The sequence below is a fragment of the Pseudomonas sp. HP_08 genome, from assembly GCF_055284095.1.
In genome coordinates this window covers 136,255-153,250 of the sequence record NZ_JBTOQC010000007.1, presented here as the reverse complement: position 1 = coordinate 153,250, position 16,996 = coordinate 136,255, and the positions used below count along the sequence as shown (strand labels likewise).

The 16,996-nt window shown below is 62.1% G+C and carries 15 protein-coding genes; 5 read left to right on the top strand and 10 right to left on the bottom strand.

The window, feature by feature from the left end; translation table 11 throughout:
* Window positions 1-47: 47 nt before the first annotated feature.
* From pstB to ACYAS9_RS08605, 5 genes are all read right to left on the bottom strand, one after another.
* Complete coding sequence (gene pstB, locus ACYAS9_RS08625) at window positions 48-881, bottom strand: phosphate ABC transporter ATP-binding protein PstB (RefSeq protein ID WP_463567885.1); 834 nt, start codon at window positions 879-881, stop codon at window positions 48-50.
* Window positions 882-916: 35 nt separating this feature from the next.
* Window positions 917-2,533 carry a phosphate ABC transporter permease PstA gene (gene pstA / locus ACYAS9_RS08620; RefSeq protein ID WP_463567908.1) on the bottom strand — a complete coding sequence of 539 codons (1,617 nt, stop codon included), beginning with the start codon at window positions 2,531-2,533 and terminating at the stop codon, window positions 917-919.
* A gap of 106 nt (window positions 2,534-2,639) precedes the next feature.
* Entirely contained in the window at window positions 2,640-4,901 is a 2,262-nt protein-coding gene (locus ACYAS9_RS08615; protein ID WP_463567884.1) for an ABC transporter permease subunit, read from the bottom strand.
* A gap of 111 nt (window positions 4,902-5,012) precedes the next feature.
* The gene (locus ACYAS9_RS08610) at window positions 5,013-6,002 is read right to left on the bottom strand and encodes a phosphate ABC transporter substrate-binding protein PstS family protein (RefSeq protein ID WP_463567883.1); all 990 of its coding nucleotides are present in this window, start codon (window positions 6,000-6,002) and stop codon (window positions 5,013-5,015) included.
* A gap of 156 nt (window positions 6,003-6,158) precedes the next feature.
* Entirely contained in the window at window positions 6,159-7,448 is a 1,290-nt protein-coding gene (locus ACYAS9_RS08605; protein ID WP_463567882.1) for an MFS transporter, read from the bottom strand.
* A gap of 360 nt (window positions 7,449-7,808) precedes the next feature.
* Between ACYAS9_RS08605 and ACYAS9_RS08600 the strand changes: the two genes are divergently transcribed.
* Window positions 7,809-8,207 carry an acyl-CoA thioesterase gene (locus ACYAS9_RS08600; protein WP_459745774.1) on the top strand — a complete coding sequence of 133 codons (399 nt, stop codon included), beginning with the start codon at window positions 7,809-7,811 and terminating at the stop codon, window positions 8,205-8,207.
* 73 nt (window positions 8,208-8,280) lie between these two features.
* Window positions 8,281-9,180 carry a D-hexose-6-phosphate mutarotase gene (locus ACYAS9_RS08595; protein WP_463567881.1) on the top strand — a complete coding sequence of 300 codons (900 nt, stop codon included), beginning with the start codon at window positions 8,281-8,283 and terminating at the stop codon, window positions 9,178-9,180.
* A 5-nt stretch (window positions 9,181-9,185) separates the two neighbouring features.
* Here the strand turns inward: ACYAS9_RS08595 and ACYAS9_RS08590 are convergent, their stop codons facing one another.
* The 4 genes from ACYAS9_RS08590 to purE all read right to left on the bottom strand — a co-directional run bounded on the left by ACYAS9_RS08590 (window position 9,186) and on the right by purE (window position 11,741).
* Complete coding sequence (locus ACYAS9_RS08590; protein ID WP_463567880.1) at window positions 9,186-9,719, bottom strand: DUF3299 domain-containing protein; 534 nt, start codon at window positions 9,717-9,719, stop codon at window positions 9,186-9,188.
* 79 nt (window positions 9,720-9,798) lie between these two features.
* Window positions 9,799-10,047, bottom strand: coding sequence for a GlsB/YeaQ/YmgE family stress response membrane protein (locus tag ACYAS9_RS08585; RefSeq protein WP_463567879.1), 249 nt, complete (start codon window positions 10,045-10,047; stop codon window positions 9,799-9,801).
* Window positions 10,048-10,157: 110 nt separating this feature from the next.
* Entirely contained in the window at window positions 10,158-11,240 is a 1,083-nt protein-coding gene (locus ACYAS9_RS08580) for a 5-(carboxyamino)imidazole ribonucleotide synthase (protein WP_463567878.1), read from the bottom strand.
* A 9-nt stretch (window positions 11,241-11,249) separates the two neighbouring features.
* Complete coding sequence (gene purE, locus ACYAS9_RS08575; protein ID WP_459745786.1) at window positions 11,250-11,741, bottom strand: 5-(carboxyamino)imidazole ribonucleotide mutase; 492 nt, start codon at window positions 11,739-11,741, stop codon at window positions 11,250-11,252.
* A gap of 320 nt (window positions 11,742-12,061) precedes the next feature.
* Between purE and ACYAS9_RS08570 the strand changes: the two genes are divergently transcribed.
* Window positions 12,062-12,730 (top strand): zinc metalloprotease, encoded by a 669-nt coding sequence (locus ACYAS9_RS08570; RefSeq protein ID WP_463567877.1) that lies wholly within the window; start codon window positions 12,062-12,064, stop codon window positions 12,728-12,730.
* Here ACYAS9_RS08570 and ACYAS9_RS08565 read toward each other — a convergent pair.
* On the bottom strand, window positions 12,727-13,644 hold the full coding sequence (locus ACYAS9_RS08565; protein WP_463567876.1) for a LysR substrate-binding domain-containing protein: 918 nt from the start codon (window positions 13,642-13,644) through the stop codon (window positions 12,727-12,729). The two genes, ACYAS9_RS08570 and ACYAS9_RS08565, sit on opposite strands and share 4 nt — an antisense overlap.
* Window positions 13,645-13,808: 164 nt before the next feature.
* On the opposite strand from ACYAS9_RS08565, the gene aspA reads away from it, so the two are divergent.
* Together aspA and ACYAS9_RS08555 are read left to right on the top strand one after the other, a co-directional pair.
* On the top strand, window positions 13,809-15,233 hold the full coding sequence (aspA, locus tag ACYAS9_RS08560) for an aspartate ammonia-lyase (protein ID WP_463567875.1): 1,425 nt from the start codon (window positions 13,809-13,811) through the stop codon (window positions 15,231-15,233).
* Between the two features lie 303 nt (window positions 15,234-15,536).
* Window positions 15,537-16,988, top strand: a complete 1,452-nt coding sequence (locus ACYAS9_RS08555) for an alanine/glycine:cation symporter family protein (protein ID WP_463567907.1) — start codon at window positions 15,537-15,539, stop codon at window positions 16,986-16,988.
* Window positions 16,989-16,996: the final 8 nt, after the last annotated feature.

The window sequence follows — 16,996 nt, the reverse complement described above, 5'->3', positions numbered from 1 at the left end:
GTTGATGCGAAATCGCAGCGGTAGCTCAGGCCTGACAACCCCTGGCCCTAGCCATAGCGACCAGTGATGTAATCTTCTGTGTGTTTTTTTGCCGGATTGGTGAACAACGTGTCGGTATCACCGAATTCGACGAGTTTGCCCATGTGCATGAACGCGGTGTAGTCCGAGACCCGCGCCGCCTGCTGCATGTTGTGAGTCACGATCACAATGGTGTATTTGGATTTCAGTTCGTAGATCAGCTCTTCGACTTTCAGGGTCGAAATCGGGTCCAGTGCCGAACACGGCTCGTCGAGCAGCAGCACCTCGGGCTCGACCGCGATGGTGCGGGCGATGACCAGACGCTGCTGCTGGCCACCGGACAGCCCCAGCGCCGACTCATGCAGGCGGTCCTTGACCTCATCCCACAGCGCGGCGCCCTTCAAGGCCCACTCGACCGCCTCGTCGAGCATGCGCTTCTTGTTGATGCCCTGGATGCGCAGGCCATACACCACGTTTTCATAGACCGTCTTGGGAAACGGGTTGGGCTTCTGGAACACCATGCCCACGCGCCGGCGCAGCTCGGCGACTTCCTCGCCCTTGCTATAGATGTTGTGCCCGTACAGCTTGATCTCGCCCTGCACCCGGCAACCGTCGACCAGGTCGTTCATGCGGTTGAAGGTGCGCAACAAGGTTGATTTGCCACACCCGGACGGGCCGATGAACGAGGTGACTTTCTGCCGCGGGATATCCAGGCCGATGTCGAACAAGGCCTGTTTTTCACCATAGAACAGATTCAGGCCCGCCACCTCGAACGCGACGGCCTCGGGGGCCAGGGGCGAGCCGTCCCTGCTGCGCCCAAGGGCGTTGAGCGTGGCGCCCCGGTTTCGGCTATCGTGCTGCATGCATGGCTCCTGATGGAACGATTGGGTTCATGGGGTCAGTTATCCAGCGCCTTGTACTTCTCACGCAAATGATTGCGGATGGCGACCGCCGACAGGTTGAGCAAGGCAATCACCAGTACCAGCAACAGCGCGGTGGCGTACACCAGGGGCCTTGCCGCCTCGACATTCGGGCTCTGGAAACCGACGTCATAAATATGAAAGCCCAGGTGCATGATCTTCTGGTCCAGATGCAGGTACGGGTAATTGCCGTCCACCGGCAGCGCCGGCGCCATCTTGACCACACCCACCAGCATCAGCGGCGCCACCTCGCCGGCGGCGCGGGCCACGGCCAGAATCAGGCCGGTCATGATTGCCGGGCTGGCCATCGGCAAGACAATCTTCCACAGCGTCTCGGCCTTGGTTGCGCCCAGCGCCAGCGAGCCTTCGCGCAGGCTCAGCGGAATACGCGCCAGCCCCTCTTCAGTCGAGACGATCACCACCGGCACCGCCAGCAGCGCCAGGGTCAACGAGGCCCACAGCAGGCCCGGCGTGCCAAAGGTCGGCGCCGGCAAGGCTTCGGGGAAAAACAGCCGGTCCAGCGAACCGCCCAGCACATAGACAAAAAAGCCCAGGCCGAACACGCCATAGACGATAGCCGGTACACCGGCCAGGTTGTTCACCGCGATGCGAATCAACCGGGTCACCACGCCCTGACGGGCATATTCGCTGAGGTACACCGCTGCCAGCACGCCGAACGGGGTGACGATCACCGCCATGATCAGGGTCATCATCACCGTGCCGAAAATAGCCGGAAAAATACCGCCCTCGGTGTTGGCCTCACGCGGGTCGTCGCTGAGAAACTCCCAGAGCTTCTGGAAATAGAAGCCCAGCTTGGCCGCCACGCCCATGGCGTTGGGCTGGTAGGCATGCACCACCTTGCCGAGGTCGATCTCGATCTGCCGGCCCTCGCCATCGCGCACGGTCAGGCTGTCGCGTGAAATGGCCTGGCGCAGTTCGGCCAAGCGCGTCTCGGCATCACTGTAGCGGGCTTGCAGTGCAGCGCGCTCGACAGCCATGTCAGCCTGAGCGACGGCATCCAGACCGCCGTCGATCTCCAGTTGCCGGCTTTGCAGGCGCAAGCGCTCGAAACCGTTGTTGATGGCGACGATGTCTTTCTTTTCCAGACGGTGCAGCTCGGTGTTCAGCCCCTGCACACGCTGCAGGCGGGCGCGCAGCTCGGGCCAGGCCGCCTCACCGTTGGCCAGCACCCGGCCACTTTCCTTGACGTTGACCAGATAGCCATAGAAGTTGCCCCATTCGCGACGCTCCAGGGTCATCAGCTCCGGCGGCTCTGCGCGCTGGGTCAGCCATTCGCTGACCACCCAGGTGAAGTCGCTGCGGGTCAGGTCGCGGTTGCCGACCTTGAACAGCTCGCGGGTCATGAACGGTGATCCTTCGGCCGCCACCGGCACGCCAGCCCCCAGCACGCGCGCGCGCGGCACCTGCTCGTCCTCGACCCGCTCACCGATCAGCACCTGCGGCGCCTGGCCCGGCACGCTGTACTGCGCGCGCACCAGATCGGCCGGCCAGAAATGCCCCAGCCCGCGCACGGCCAGCAACGCCAGCAGGCCGATGGTCAGGATGACGGCGATGGACACCGCGCCCGCACTCATCCACACGCCCGGTGCGCCGCTTTTGATCCAGCCTTTGAGCGAGCCTTTGGCAGGGGCCTTCAAGGCGCCCTTGTGATAGATCCGGTTCACGTGAGTCCTGGCTCCCTCAAAGCGACGAGTATTTCTTGCGCAGGCGCTGACGAATCAGTTCCGCAAGGGTGTTCATCACGAACGTGAATATCAACAGCACAAGCGCCGCCAGAAACAGCACGCGATAATGACTGCCGCCCACTTCCGACTCCGGCATCTCCACGGCGACGTTGGCCGCCAGGGTGCGCATCCCCTCGAACAGGTTCATGTTCATAATCGGTGTATTGCCGGTGGCCATCAGCACGATCATGGTTTCGCCCACCGCCCGGCCCATGCCGATCATCAGCGCCGAAAACAGGCCGGGGCTGGCGGTCAGCAGCACCACACGGGTCAGGGTTTGCCAGGGCGTTGCGCCCAGCGCCAGCGAACCGAGGCTCAGGCTGCGAGGTACGCTGAAAATGGCGTCTTCGGCAATCGAATAGATCGTCGGGATCACCGCAAACCCCATGGCCAGGCCGACCACCAGCGCATTGCGCTGATCGTAGGTAATGCCCAGTTCATCGTTGAGCCAGGCGCTCATGTCACCGCCGAACAGCCAGCCTTCCAAGTGTGGACTGACCGCCAGCGAGCCCCAGCCCACCAACAGCACCACCGGAATCAGCAAGGCACTTTCCCAGCCCTCGGGCACCCGCAGGCGCAGGGCGTCCGGCAGCCGGTGCCACAAGAAGCCCGCCAGCAGAATGCCCAGCGGTGTCAGCAGCAACAGGCTGAAGATGCCGGGCAAATGCGCCTCAAGATACGGCGCCAGAAACAGCCCGGCGAAGAAGCCGAGGATCACCGTCGGCATGGCTTCCATCAGCTCGATGACCGGCTTGACCTTGCGGCGCATGCCCGGCGCCATGAAATAGGCGGTGTAGATCGCCGCCGCAATGGCCAGCGGTGCGGCCAGCAACATGGCATAAAAGGCCGCCTTGAGCGTGCCGTAGGTCAGCGGCGCCAGGCTCAGCTTGGGTTCGTAGTCGCTGTTGGAAGCGGTCGATTGCCAGACATGCCGGGGTTCGTCATAGCCTTCGTACCAGACCTTGTCCCACAGCGCGCTCCAGGAGATTTCCGGGTGCGGGTTGTCGATCGTGATTGGTTGCAGCATGCCGCCGGCTTCGATCAGCACGCGGTTGGCGCGGGGCGACAAGGTGGCCAGGCCTGCGCTGTCGAGCACTTTTTCGATCAGCAACGTGCGCTGCGCGGTGCTGTGAAACACCCCAAGCCGGCCGCTGCTGTCCAGGGCGACAAAGCCCTTGCGGCGCTGCTCGGCCCTGATCTGCACGATCGGTGCGGCATCCAGATGGAAATCGCGGATGCGCATGAAGCGCGGCTCTTCGTCGGTGTCGCGGGCCATGAACCACTGGCTGATCCCGCCCCTGGAGTCACCGAACAGCAACGACACGCCGCCGGTCAACTGGGTGCTGGCGGTGATCTCGGCGTTGGCGTTTTCCAGCAGTTTGTAGCGGCCATTGAGGGTGCGATCGAGCAGGCTGAACACATCGGCCTGGGCCCGACCGTTGATCACGTATAGCCATTGCTGGCGCGGGTCGATGTACAGCGCTTTGACCTCGGCAGACAACTGCGGCAGCTCGATGCGGCTTTGCTCGCGGGTGACCTCGCCGGTCAGCGGGTTCTCGCCCATCTCCAGCGCCTGCACATGCAACTGCGTGCCGCTGGAGCCGGCCAGGCGCAGGTGGTTGCCATTGACGCTGACCGTGACATGAGTGATGGCCTGGCCCTGCTCGTCCAGTACAAACGGCGCCTCGCCATAGGGCCAGGCAATGGCCGGGGTAATCAGCTTCTGGTTATCGGGATAGGTGATCTGGTAAGCGTGGCGAAACACCAGCACCTGACCATTGGACAGCCCCACCGCAATCAGCGGCGTGCCCGGCTGGTCCTTGCCGAACGAGGTGACGCTCACTCCCGGCGGCAGCGGCAGGTCGACCCGTTTCAACTCGGTGCCGTCGGCCGCATCGAAAAATATCACCTGGCCCAGGTCGGAAACGCGCATGCCGACCTGGTTCTGCTCCTCGATGCTGATCATCAGCGGCTGCCCGGCATCCTTCAGCCAGGCCGGCTGCAAGGGCTTGGCCAGCTCCAGGCTGGCGCCCTTGAACAACGGCGCGACCACCCAGGCCAGATAGAAGAAGATCAGGGTAATGGCGGCCAGCACGGCAAGGCCGCCGACGGCGACATACCAGCCGGTCAGACGGTCCTTGAGCGCCCGCAGGCGGCGCTTGCGCTGCATCGCGGGGGTATTGAAGTCAATGCCTTCGGGAGCTGAACTACGATTCATCTGATCCTGTTCGACGGGTTCTTTGCGCCTGCGCGCTGCATGACAGAAAGATTGCAGAATTTTGACAGCAACATGCCGTTATTTACCCGGCAACGCCTGACCTGCTTCACCTTAGCGGCTGCCAGGTGCTTGCAGGCCAAGATCGGCCAGTGCCTTTACCACCACGCGTTCAGGCAGCGGAATGTAACCATCCTTGATCACCACTTCCTGGCCCTGTCGAGACAGGATCAGCTTCAAAAACTCGGCTTCCAGCGGCGCCAGAGGCTTGTTCGGTGCCTTGTTGACATAGACATACAGAAAGCGCGACAGCGGGTAGCTGCCATTAAGCGTATTGGCCTCGGTCTCTTCGACAAAGTCGCCACCCGCCTCACGGGCCAGTGCGACCGGCTTGACGCTGGAGGTCCTGTAGCCGATACCCGAATAACCAATGCCATTGAGCGAACTGCTGATGGCGCTGACCACCGAAGCCGAACCCGGCTGCTCGTTGACGCTGGCCCTGAAGTCGCCTTTACACAGCGCTTCTTCCTTGAAGTAACCGTAGGTGCCAGACACCGAATTGCGCCCGAACAGCTGGATCTGCTTGCCGGCCAGGTTACCCGTCACGCCGACATCGCCCCAGCGCAACGCTTCGCCCTTGGCGCCGCACAGGCGGGTGGCCGAGAAAATCGCATCGACCTGCTGCAGGGTCAGCCCCTTGATCGGGTTGTCCTTGTGCACGAACACTGCCAGCGCATCGACCGCCACCGGCACCGCCGTCGGCTTGTAGCCGTACTTCTGCTCGAAGGCGGCGACCTCGCCATCTTTCATTCTGCGGCTCATCGGCCCAAGGCTCGCCGTGCCTTCGGCCAGCGCCGGCGGTGCCGTGGAAGAGCCTGCGGCCTGAATCTGAATATTTACGCCCGGGTATTCACGCTTGTAGGCCTCGGCCCACAGGGTCATCAGGTTGGCCAGGGTGTCGGAGCCGATGCTCGAAAGCGTCCCGGAAACACCACTGATACGGGCATACGGCGCAATCGAAGGATCCACGGCCGCCACCGCTTGAGTGGTGCTCGCGAAGACCGCTGCGAACGATAAGGCCGCGATGCAATGCTTGAGTGTCATGCCCCGCGCTCCCGGCAAGTGCCCACCAATCACGCCCTGCTTATAGGGCGGATGACTACTGTATGAACTGATTATGACAATAAGATGAAAAAGGCCACCACCTTGACAGATGACGGCCTTTTTCAGAAATGCCCTACAGGTGCAGCGTCGGGTCGATCAGCGCTTCCTGGCCAGCAGGAAGACGCCGAGCCCGATGCCCAGCACGCTGAGGGCCGCGACATACCACGAAGGCCCCATCGGACTCTGCTTGACCAGCAAGGTCACGATCATCGGAGTCAGGCCGCCGAAAATCGCATACGCCAGGTTGTAAGAGAACGACAGACCCGAGAAACGCACCACCGGCGGGAAGGCCTTGACCATCACATACGGCACCGCGCCAATGGTGCCGACAAAGGCGCCGGTCACCGCATACAGCGGGAACAGCAACTCGGGATGCGCGCTCAGCAAGTGATAGAACGTCCAGGAGCTGACCAGCAGGCCGGTGCTGCCGATGATGAATACCCAGCCCGCACCGAAGCGGTCAGCCAGCATGCCGGCCACCACGCAACCGATGCTCAGAAAGACGATGGCCAGGCTGTTGGCCTTCAGCGCTGTGGCGGCCGGGAAGCCGTAGCCGGTCTGCAGGAAAGTCGGGGTCATCAGGATGACCACGACGATGCCCGCCGACAGCAGCCAGGTCAGCAGCATCGACAGCGCCACCGAACCACGGTGCTCGCGCAATACGGTCTTGAGCGGCACCTCGGCAGCCAGCGCCTTGCGCTGCTGCAACTCGGCGAACACCGGGGTTTCGTGGAGCATACGGCGCAGATAGACGCCCATCAGGCCGAAAACACCGCCCAGCAGGAACGGAATCCGCCAGGCGTAGTCCGAGACCTCGGTGGCGGAGTAAATGCTGTTGATCAAGGTCGCGACCAGCGAACCGAGCAGGATGCCCGCCGTCAGGCCGGCGGTCAGCGTGCCGCAGGCGTAACCCACATGACGGGCCGGTACGTGCTCGGCAACGAACACCCAGGCACCCGGCACTTCACCGCCGATGGCGGCACCTTGAATCACGCGCATCAACAGCAGCAGCATCGGCGCCCAGAGGCCGATCTGTGCATAAGTGGGCAGCAAGCCCATGATCAGCGTCGGCACGGCCATCATGATGATGCTCAGGGTGAACATCTTCTTGCGGCCCAGCAGGTCGCCGAAGTGCGCCATCACGATGCCGCCCAGCGGCCTTGCCAGATAACCGGCGGCAAAAATGCCGAAGGTCTGCATCAGGCGCAGCCACTCGGGCATGTCGGGCGGGAAGAACAGCTTGCCGACGACGGCAGCAAAGAATACGAAAATGATGAAATCGTAGAATTCCAGGGCACCACCGAGGGCTGACAGCGACAGGGTCTTATAGTCGCTGCGGGTCAAGGGGCGCGATGGCGGCGCGGAATTCGGAGTTACAGAGGACATGACAAGGCTTCTCTCGGGTACTTTCTATCTATGAGGGGCAAGCGACGGCAACGCTGACTGCGATGCGGTGGCGCGCAGAAGCGAAAGTCCGGGGCAATCGGTGCGGATGGGCATCAAAATTGCCTGTACGAGTAGTCTTGTTACCGGTACGGGTGCAGCAAGATAGCAAAATGTTGCAAAAAACTCATTGTAACGAGAGATGGCTGTTACAAATCAGGACTCAGCGGTCGTCGCACAGGGTAACGACCGATATACTCCCCGCACGCTGGGGACATTGCGCCAAAACGTGTCTGGGACGTGGTTTTGGCAGAATTTCCCTTTAGCAACTTATGAGAGTCATGGGTCAGAGGCACCCCAGGCATGATCGAGCTTGAACAAGAAGATCCAACCCCGCAGGGCGACCTGGCGTTGCAAATCACTGCATTGCCACGTGAAACCAACGGTTTCGGCGATATCTATGGTGGCTGGCTGGTGTCGCAGATGGACCTGGCAGGCACGGCGATGGCCAGCAAGATTGCCGGCGGCCGGGTAGCGACCGTGGCCATCGACCGTATGGCATTCCTGGTACCGGTGGCGGTTGGCGAACAGCTGACCTTTTACACCCGCACCCTGGAAGTGGGCCGCACCTCGATCAAGATGCAGGTCGAAGTCTGGAGCGACGACCCGCTGACCAGCGAATGGCGCAAGGTGACCGAGGCCGCTTTCGTCTTCGTGGCCATCGACGTCAACGGCCGCACGCGCTCGGTGCCCCGGCGCTGATAGCGATCAGCGGTCACAGCGGCAGCAGTTGGCGCTAAACTCAATGGCTTTATTGCCCTTGAGAGAGCTTCCCATGCCGACGCCCCAGGTTGAATCCGTTACTTTCGATGAGCTGAACTGCTGGCGCATCCGCCATGGCGCCGCCGAACTGCTGGTCGCCCAGCAAGGCGCGCACATTCTCAGTTACCAGGTCGACGGCCAGGAGCCGCTGGTCTGGCTCAACGATGGTGCGGTGTTCAAGCACGGCACGCCAATCCGCGCCGGCATCCCGGTGTGCTGGCCATGGTTCGGTAATCTGGCGCGCAATCCCGACAGCGTGCAGGCCATGCGCAACAGCGCAGAACCCGCCAACGCCCACGGTGAAGTGCGCATCCTGGACTGGCAACTGCTGGGTATCGGCGAAGATGGCGATGCCTTGCTGATCGAATTCATTCTGCCGCAGGCGGAGGGCCAGTTGCCCGGCTGGCCGCACAACGTCGCCCTGAAACTCAGCATCCGCCTGGACCAGGCGCTGAGCGTCAGCCTGGTCAGCTACAACAGCGGCACTGAAACCGTCACCCTCAGCCAGGCGCTGCACACCTACTTCAGGGTCAGCGATGTACGCCAGGTCAGCCTGCAAGGCGTGGACGGCCTGCACTACATCGAAACCCTCGACAACTGGGAAGAGCGCGAGCAATCGGGCGACCTGACCTTTGCCGGCGAAACCGACCGCATCTATCTCGACACCCCGAATGTACTGGCCATCAACGACCCGGGCTTCAACCGGCGCATCCTGATTCAGACCAGCGGCTCGAATTCGGCAGTGGTCTGGAATCCATGGGAGGCCCGCGCCAAGGCACTGCCCGACATGGCCGACGATGGCTGGCAGCGCATGCTGTGCGTTGAAACCGCGAATGTGATGAGCGACGTGGTGACACTGGCGCCGGACGAAATGCATGTCCTGAGCGTCAGCCTGTGGAGTGAAGCGCTCTAAACCGTCTAAAGGTCCGAGTCGACCACGACCCGGACCTTCGAAGCGTCCATGGCATAGGCGGCATCGGCCATATCGTTACTGATCTTCTCGACCTTGAGGGTGCCAACGACCCACAACGGCGTGTAGATGTCGTCCAGCTTCAGGCCTTTGGGGTAGCGCACCAGCACCAGTTGATTGGGCGGCGGTGGCGGCACGTGAATGCAGGCGCCAGGGTAAGGCACCAGGAAAAACAGCGTGCTGTGGCCTTTGGCGTCGGTTTCCAGTGGCACCGGATAACCGCCCAGACGGATGGTCTTGCCGTTCATGGCCGCCACGGTCTTGGCCGAATACATCACCGCCGGCAAGCCCTTGCTCTGCTTGAGCCCGCCCTTGCTGTCGAAAGTGCCCTGATTTTCCGGCGAGTCATGCTCGATTTCCGGCATCGCTTCGAGCGCGCGCTGATCCGATGCCGGCATCAGTTCCAGCCAGTCGGTTTCAGGGAGTTCGGCGCAGGCCAGTGTGGATACCAGCAGCAGGGGCAGCAACAGGAAGCGGCGCATGAAGGGCTCGGCAGAAGGATGGAAAGCCGCGCATTCTAGCCCTCTGCATCACCGAAGCAGAGGGCCGGGACGCCTGGTTTCATGATTTCTTTTTAATGAAACCGTAGATCACCAACAAAATGATCGCGCCGACCAGCGCGCCGAAAAAGCCTGCGCCCTCGCCCGCCCGGTAGATGCCCAAAGCCTGGCCGCCGTAAGTGGCCGCCAGAGAGCCTGCAATACCCAGCACGATGGTCATGATCCAGCCCATGCTGTCATCGCCCGGCTTCAGAAAGCGCGCCAGCAGGCCCACGATCAAGCCGATAACAATAGTCCCGATAATCCCCATAGCGTTTTCCCTCTTCATGAGTTGCACACGCCAACCCCGGATAACGGCGTTGGCTTACCGCTATCTGAGGATGGGGGAGGCAGATGGTTCCGGGGAACGACCGACGGGGATCAGGACTTGACCAGTGCCTGAACCTGTTTGACCTGACGATCCAGAATCGTCAGGTCAGCGCTGCGCACAGTGGCATGGCCGACTTTGCGACCGGCCTTGAATGCCTTGCCGTAGTGGTGCAGGTGGCAATCGTCCACCGCCAGCACCGCTTCGACTGCCGGCACTTCGCCGATGAAGTTGATCATCGCGCTCTCGCCCACCTTGGCGGTGGAGCCCAGCGGCAGGCCGGCCACGGCGCGCAGGTGGTTCTCGAACTGGCTGCACTCGGCGCCTTCGGTGGTCCAGTGCCCGGAGTTATGCACCCGTGGCGCGATTTCGTTGGCTTTCAGGCCACCGTCGACCTCGAAGAACTCGAACGCCAGCACGCCAACGTAATCGAGCTGCTTGAGCACCCGGCCTGCGTAATCCTGGGCCAGCGCTTGCAGCGGATGATCGGTGCTGGCGATCGACAGGCGCAAGATACCGTTGTCGTGGGTGTTGTGTACCAGCGGATAGAAGCGCGCTTCACCATCACGACCGCGCACGGCGATCAGCGACACTTCGCCGCTGAACGGCACAAAACCTTCCAGCAGGCACGGCACGCTGCCCAGCTCGGCAAAGGTGCCGGTCACATCGGCCTGGCTGCGCAGGACCTTCTGGCCCTTGCCGTCATAGCCCAGGGTGCGGGTCTTGAGCACCGCCGGCAGGCCGATACGGGCCACGGCAGCGTCGAGGTCGGCCTGCGACTGGATGTCGGCGAACTCAGGCGTCGGGATGCCCAGGTCCTTGAACATGCTCTTCTCGAACCAGCGGTCACGCGCGATGCGCAGCGACTCGGCACTCGGATAGACAGGCACGAACTGCGACAGGAAGGCCACGGTTTCAGCCGGCACGCTTTCGAACTCGAACGTTACCAGGTCGACTTCGTCGGCCAGCTGGCGCAGGTGATCCAGATCGCCGTAATCGGCACGCAAGTGCTCGCCCAAAGACGCCGCACACGCATCCGGCGCAGGATCGAGAAACGCGAAGTTCATCCCCAGCGGAGTGCCCGCCAGCGCCAACATGCGGCCCAGCTGGCCGCCACCGATAACACCGATTTTCATGGAAAAACCTCAGGCGTTGCGCGGGTCCGGATTGTCCAGGACGGTTTCTGTCTGCTCGGTACGGAACTGCTTGAGCGCGGCATGGAACTGCGGGTGCTTGGCGCCCAGGATGCTGGCCGACAGCAGGGCGGCGTTGATGGCACCGGCCCGGCCGATGGCCAGGGTTGCCACCGGAATACCGGCCGGCATCTGCACGATCGACAGCAGCGAATCGACACCCGAGAGCATGGAAGACTGCACCGGCACGCCCAGCACCGGCAGGTGCGTCTTGGCAGCGCACATGCCTGGCAGGTGAGCGGCGCCACCGGCACCGGCGATGATCACTTCGATGCCACGGCCCTCCGCCTCTTCGGCGTACTGGAACAGCAAGTCGGGCGTGCGGTGCGCAGACACCACCTTGACTTCGAAAGGAATGCCGAGCTTTTCCAGCATATCGGCGGTGTGGCTAAGGGTGGACCAATCGGACTTGGAGCCCATGATCACGCCAACCAGTGCACTCATCGTCGTGCCTCTTCATCGGGCGCCCGCAGGCGCGTCTAAAAACAACAAGCCACGCAGGGCTACCGGCGTGGCTTGTTGTACGAAAAATGACCGGTCGGGCCGGCCAAAGGCCGCGCAGTATAGCGCAAAGTAGGAGAACAAAAGCACCCCGTTTTGCGCCGGACATCGGCGTTGTGCGCTCCTACACGGTGCATCGGCATCGCCTACAGAGGCTGCTGGCTTGAGGCACTGCCAATGTGCGTGCCGATTCGATTAGTTGAGTTGTGAAGCCGGACCTTTCGTCCGGCATTTGCCACGTTCAACGAATGGAATCATGAAGCATGAAAATCAAAGGATTGAGCCTGTTGCTGTGCCTGACATTGCTGGTGTGCAGCGGCATCCGGGCAGCGCCTGAAGAACCCGGCACCGACAGCGTCGATGCCGGCTCACTGCCGCCCATTGTCCTGACTCTGTTCATTCACGACCAGCTCGACCCCAGGGAAGTCGCGGGCATGGGGCCGGACTATATGGAATGGTTCATCAAGGAGGTGACGCACATTACCGGTCGTCGGGTCAGCGTGATTCGCATCACCCGTATGCCGGGCATGACCGACCTCGGCTATCGGCAGGAAGATGGCATGCACGCCATGAGCGAATGGCACAAACGTGTGCTCGATTACATCGAGACCCACAACCTGCCCCTGTCGACCAAACGCCACAAATACATCCTGGTCACCCGCCACAATCTGGCCAAGGATGTCCTGGGCATGTCCTTCGGCAGCCGAGGCGTCGCCATCGCCTCACTCAAGGCCTACAACACCATCGGCCATGAAGTCGGCCACCTGCTGGGTGCGACCCACGAGAATGCCGAGACCAGCTTTGCCCACGGCCTGCCGTGCCGGACCCTGATGTACCCGGAGCACACCGCTCTGATTGCCAACTGCTACGTGTTCAGCGACAAGAACCGCCAGGCCATCGTTGACTACATGAACGACACAAACCAGCCCTAGGCCTGCGCTTCAGGCTGAACCATGCCGCCCTCAAGCTTGCGCCATAGCAGTCGCACATTGGCCTTGCGCACCAGCGCGCAGCGGTACAGGCGGATCTCCAGCGGCACATGCCACTGCGGTCCGCCACACACCACCAGCTCGCCGCGCTCAAGCTCGGCGCGCATGCTCAGGCGCGGCACCCAGGCGACGCCCAGGCCTTCCATGGCCATGCATTTCAGGCTTTCGGCCATGGCGGTCTCGTACACCGTGGTAAAGCGCAGGTTGCTCTGGCGCAGCAACAGGTTCACCGAACGGCCCAGAAAGGCGCCGGCACTGTAGGCCAGCAACGGCAGGCTGGCGCCGGTGTCCAGGTCATAAAGGGGCTGGCCCTGCTCGTCGGCGGCGCACACCGGCAGCATTTCGCTGTGCGCCAGGTGCAGCGACGGGAAGATCTCGGCATCCATCTGCAAGGCGGCATCGGGGTCGTAGAAGGCCAGCATCAGGTCGCAACCGCCCTCACGCAGGGCATGCACTGCCTCACCGACGTTGGTGGCAACCAGGCGGGTGGCGATATTCAGCCCGTCGTTGCGCAGCTGCGCGATCCAGCGCGGAAAGAAACCCAGTGCCAGCGAATGCGCCGCCGCCACCTGAATCACCTCGCCCTGCCCGCCTTCCAGATGGTGCAGATGGCGCACCACTTCACCCAATTGCTCGACCACCGTGCGCGCCGTGACCAGAAACAGCTGCCCGGCGGCAGTCAGCTCAATCGGGGTTCGCGAGCGGTTGACCAACACCAGCCCCAAGGCCGCTTCAAGGCTGCGAATGCGCCGGCTGAAGGCTGGCTGGGTCACAAAACGACGTTCGGCCGCCTGGGAAAAACTGCGGGTCGCGGCCAGTGCGCTGAAATCCTCCAGCCATTTGCTTTCCAGGTTCATCGAGTCCTCCGGACATCGTTGGAGACGCATACAAGGTCAAGTCACATGACATTATGCCGTTGTTGCATGGGGCAGTGTGTAACAGCATTAGTCAAGAATCGCGCAGAGGCCCACTATCGCGCTGTTCCGGCATCATTCATGCCTTTCCTGAGATGAGTTCTATCATGTCCTCGCCTGCATCATCGCGTATCGAAAAAGACCTGCTGGGTGTTCTCGAAGTACCGTCCAATGCCTACTACGGTATTCAGACCCTGCGAGCGGTGAACAACTTTCACCTCTCCGGCGTTCCTCTTTCGCACTATCCGAAACTGGTCGTGGCCCTGGCCATGGTCAAGCAGGCGGCAGCCGACGCCAACCACGAGCTGGGTCACCTCAACCAGACCAAGCACGCGGCCATCAGCGAAGCCTGTGCCCGCCTGGTGCGTGGCGACTTCCACGACCAGTTCGTGGTCGACATGATCCAGGGCGGCGCCGGCACCTCGACCAACATGAACGCCAACGAGGTCATCGCCAACATCGCTCTGGAAGCGATGGGCCATGAAAAAGGCGAGTACAAGTACCTGCACCCCAACAACGACGTGAACATGGCGCAGTCGACCAACGACGCCTACCCGACGGCCATCCGCCTGGGTCTGCTGCTCGGTCACGACGCCCTGCTGGCCAGCCTCGACAGCCTGATCAACGCCTTCAGCGCCAAGAGCGAAGAATTCAGCCATGTCCTGAAAATGGGCCGCACCCAGTTGCAAGACGCGGTGCCGATGACCCTGGGCCAGGAATTCCACGCCTTCGCCACCACCCTGACCGAAGACCTCAATCGCCTGCGCAGCCTGGCGCCGGAGCTGTTGACCGAAGTCAACCTGGGCGGCACCGCGATCGGCACCGGCATCAACGCCGACCCGCGTTACCAGAACCTGGCCGTGCAGCGCCTGGCGACCATCAGCGGCCAGCCGCTGGTGCCGGCCGCCGACCTGATCGAAGCCACCTCCGACATGGGCGCCTTCGTGCTGTTCTCCGGCATGCTCAAGCGTACCGCGGTCAAGCTGTCGAAAATCTGTAACGACCTGCGCCTGCTGTCCAGCGGCCCGCGCACCGGCATCAACGAGATCAACCTGCCGCCGCGTCAGCCGGGCAGCTCGATCATGCCAGGCAAGGTCAACCCGGTGATCCCGGAAGCGGTCAACCAGGTGGCATTCGCCATCATCGGCAACGACCTGGCCCTGACCATCGCGGCCGAAGGCGGCCAGCTGCAACTGAACGTGATGGAGCCGCTGATCGCCTACAAGATCTTCGACTCGATCCGCCTGCTGCAACGCGCCATGGACATGCTGCGCGAGCACTGCATCGTCGGCATCACCGCCAACGAACAACGCTGCCGCGAGCTGGTCGAGCACTCGATCGGCCTGGTCACCGCACTGAACCCTTACATCGGCTACGAGAACTCCACGCGCATCGCCCGTATTGCCCTGGAAACAGGTCGCGGCGTCCTGGAGCTGGTGCGAGAAGAAGGCCTGCTGGACGACGAAGTCCTGGCCGACATCCTTCGCCCGGAAAACATGATTGCCCCGCGCCTGGCGCCGCTCAAAGCTTGAAATCACTGCTGAACGTACATCGATCACCAGGCTGAGGGTCTAGACACCCCTCTTCCTTTTGAGGGTCTGGAGCTGTTGCTTCAGACCCTTTTTTTAAACGCCGAATACCGACTTTCAAGGAGGAAAACCAAATTTCGGCAAGCCGCTTTCGTACACCCCTTACGAAAGCATTCGTCCCAGGGCCGCAGATGAATTTTTAGATACACAAGAAAGCGGCTACAGACGTTGACTATTTGCACCGGTATAGTGCGCCCCCTCAAAAAGTAGCGAGGAAATAATAAGATGCTGGAATTCATGAACCACGTGCTGGAAGTCACCAACGACTTCCTCTCCGGAAAAGTACTGATCGTACTGATCGTTGGCCTTGGTGGTTACTTCACTGTCCGCTCGCGCTTCGTGCAGTTCCGTCACTTCCTCCACATGTTCGCGGTGTTCCGCGACAGCCTGCGCAGCAGCTCCGGTCAACTGAGTTCGTTTCAGGCACTGATGCTCAGCCTCGCCGGCCGTGTCGGTGCGGGCAACATCGCCGGTGTCGGCCTGGCCGTGACCCTGGGTGGTCCGGGCGCCGTTTTCTGGATGTGGGTCACCGCGCTGGTGGGCATGTCCAGCAGCTTCATCGAGTGTTCCCTTGCCCAGCTGTACAAGCGCAAGGACTCTGAAGGCCAGTACCGTGGCGGCCCGTCGTATTACATCCAGCATGGTCTGGGCAAGCGCTGGCTGGGCAAGGTCATGGCGGTTCTACTGCTGGTGACCTTCGGCTTCGCTTTCAACGGCCTGCAATCGCACGCGGTCACCGACTCGCTGAACAGCGCCTTCGGCATCGACCACAAAGTCACCGGCATCTGCCTGGCCGTGCTGCTGGGCCTGGGCTTCATCGGTGGCATCAAGCGCATCGCCGCCATCTCTGACCTGCTGGTGCCGGTCAAGACCCTGATCTACATCGCCGTGACCCTCTACGTCATTGCCATCCAGATCGAACACGTGCCCGGCATGCTGATGACCATCGTCAAGAGCGCCTTCGGCCTCGACCCGGTGTTCGGCGGCCTGATCGGCAGCGCCATCGTCATGGGCGTGAAACGTGGCGTGTTCGCCAACGAAGCAGGTCTGGGCAGTGCGCCGAACGTGGCCGCCGTGGCTCAGGTCGAGCACCCGGTTTCCCAGGGTGTGGTCCAGGCCTTCAGCGTCTTCCTCGACACCTTCGTGATCTGCACCTGCACCGCCTTGCTGATCCTGCTGTCGGGCATCTATGACGTCGGCTACAGCGGCAACGGTATCGTGCTGGCGCAAAACTCGCTGGCGGCTGTCGTGGGTGACTGGGGCCGGATCTTCATCAGCGTCGCGCTGGCGTTGTTCGTGTTCACCTCGATCCTCTACAACTACTACCTGGGTGAAAACAGCCTGCGCTTCCTGGTCGGTGAGAAGGTCAAGGCCATCGTCGCTTACCGCGTGTTCGTGCTGGTGCTGATCCTGTGGGGTTCGATGGTCAACCTCAACACCGTGTTTGCCTTCGCCGACATCACCATGACCCTGCTGGCGTTCGTCAACCTGATCGCCCTGGCCCTGCTGTTCAAGGTCGCCATGCGCATCCTGCGCGATTACGATGACCAGCGTAAGGCCGGCATCAAGACCCCGGTGTTCGACTCCAGCAAGTTCCCGGACCTGGACCTGGACCGCAATGCCTGGCCGGCCAACCCGAACCAGACACCGCAGGTCAAGACCGGCGAAACAGCTGACCCGGTCCCAAGCGCCCGTTAATCGACAAG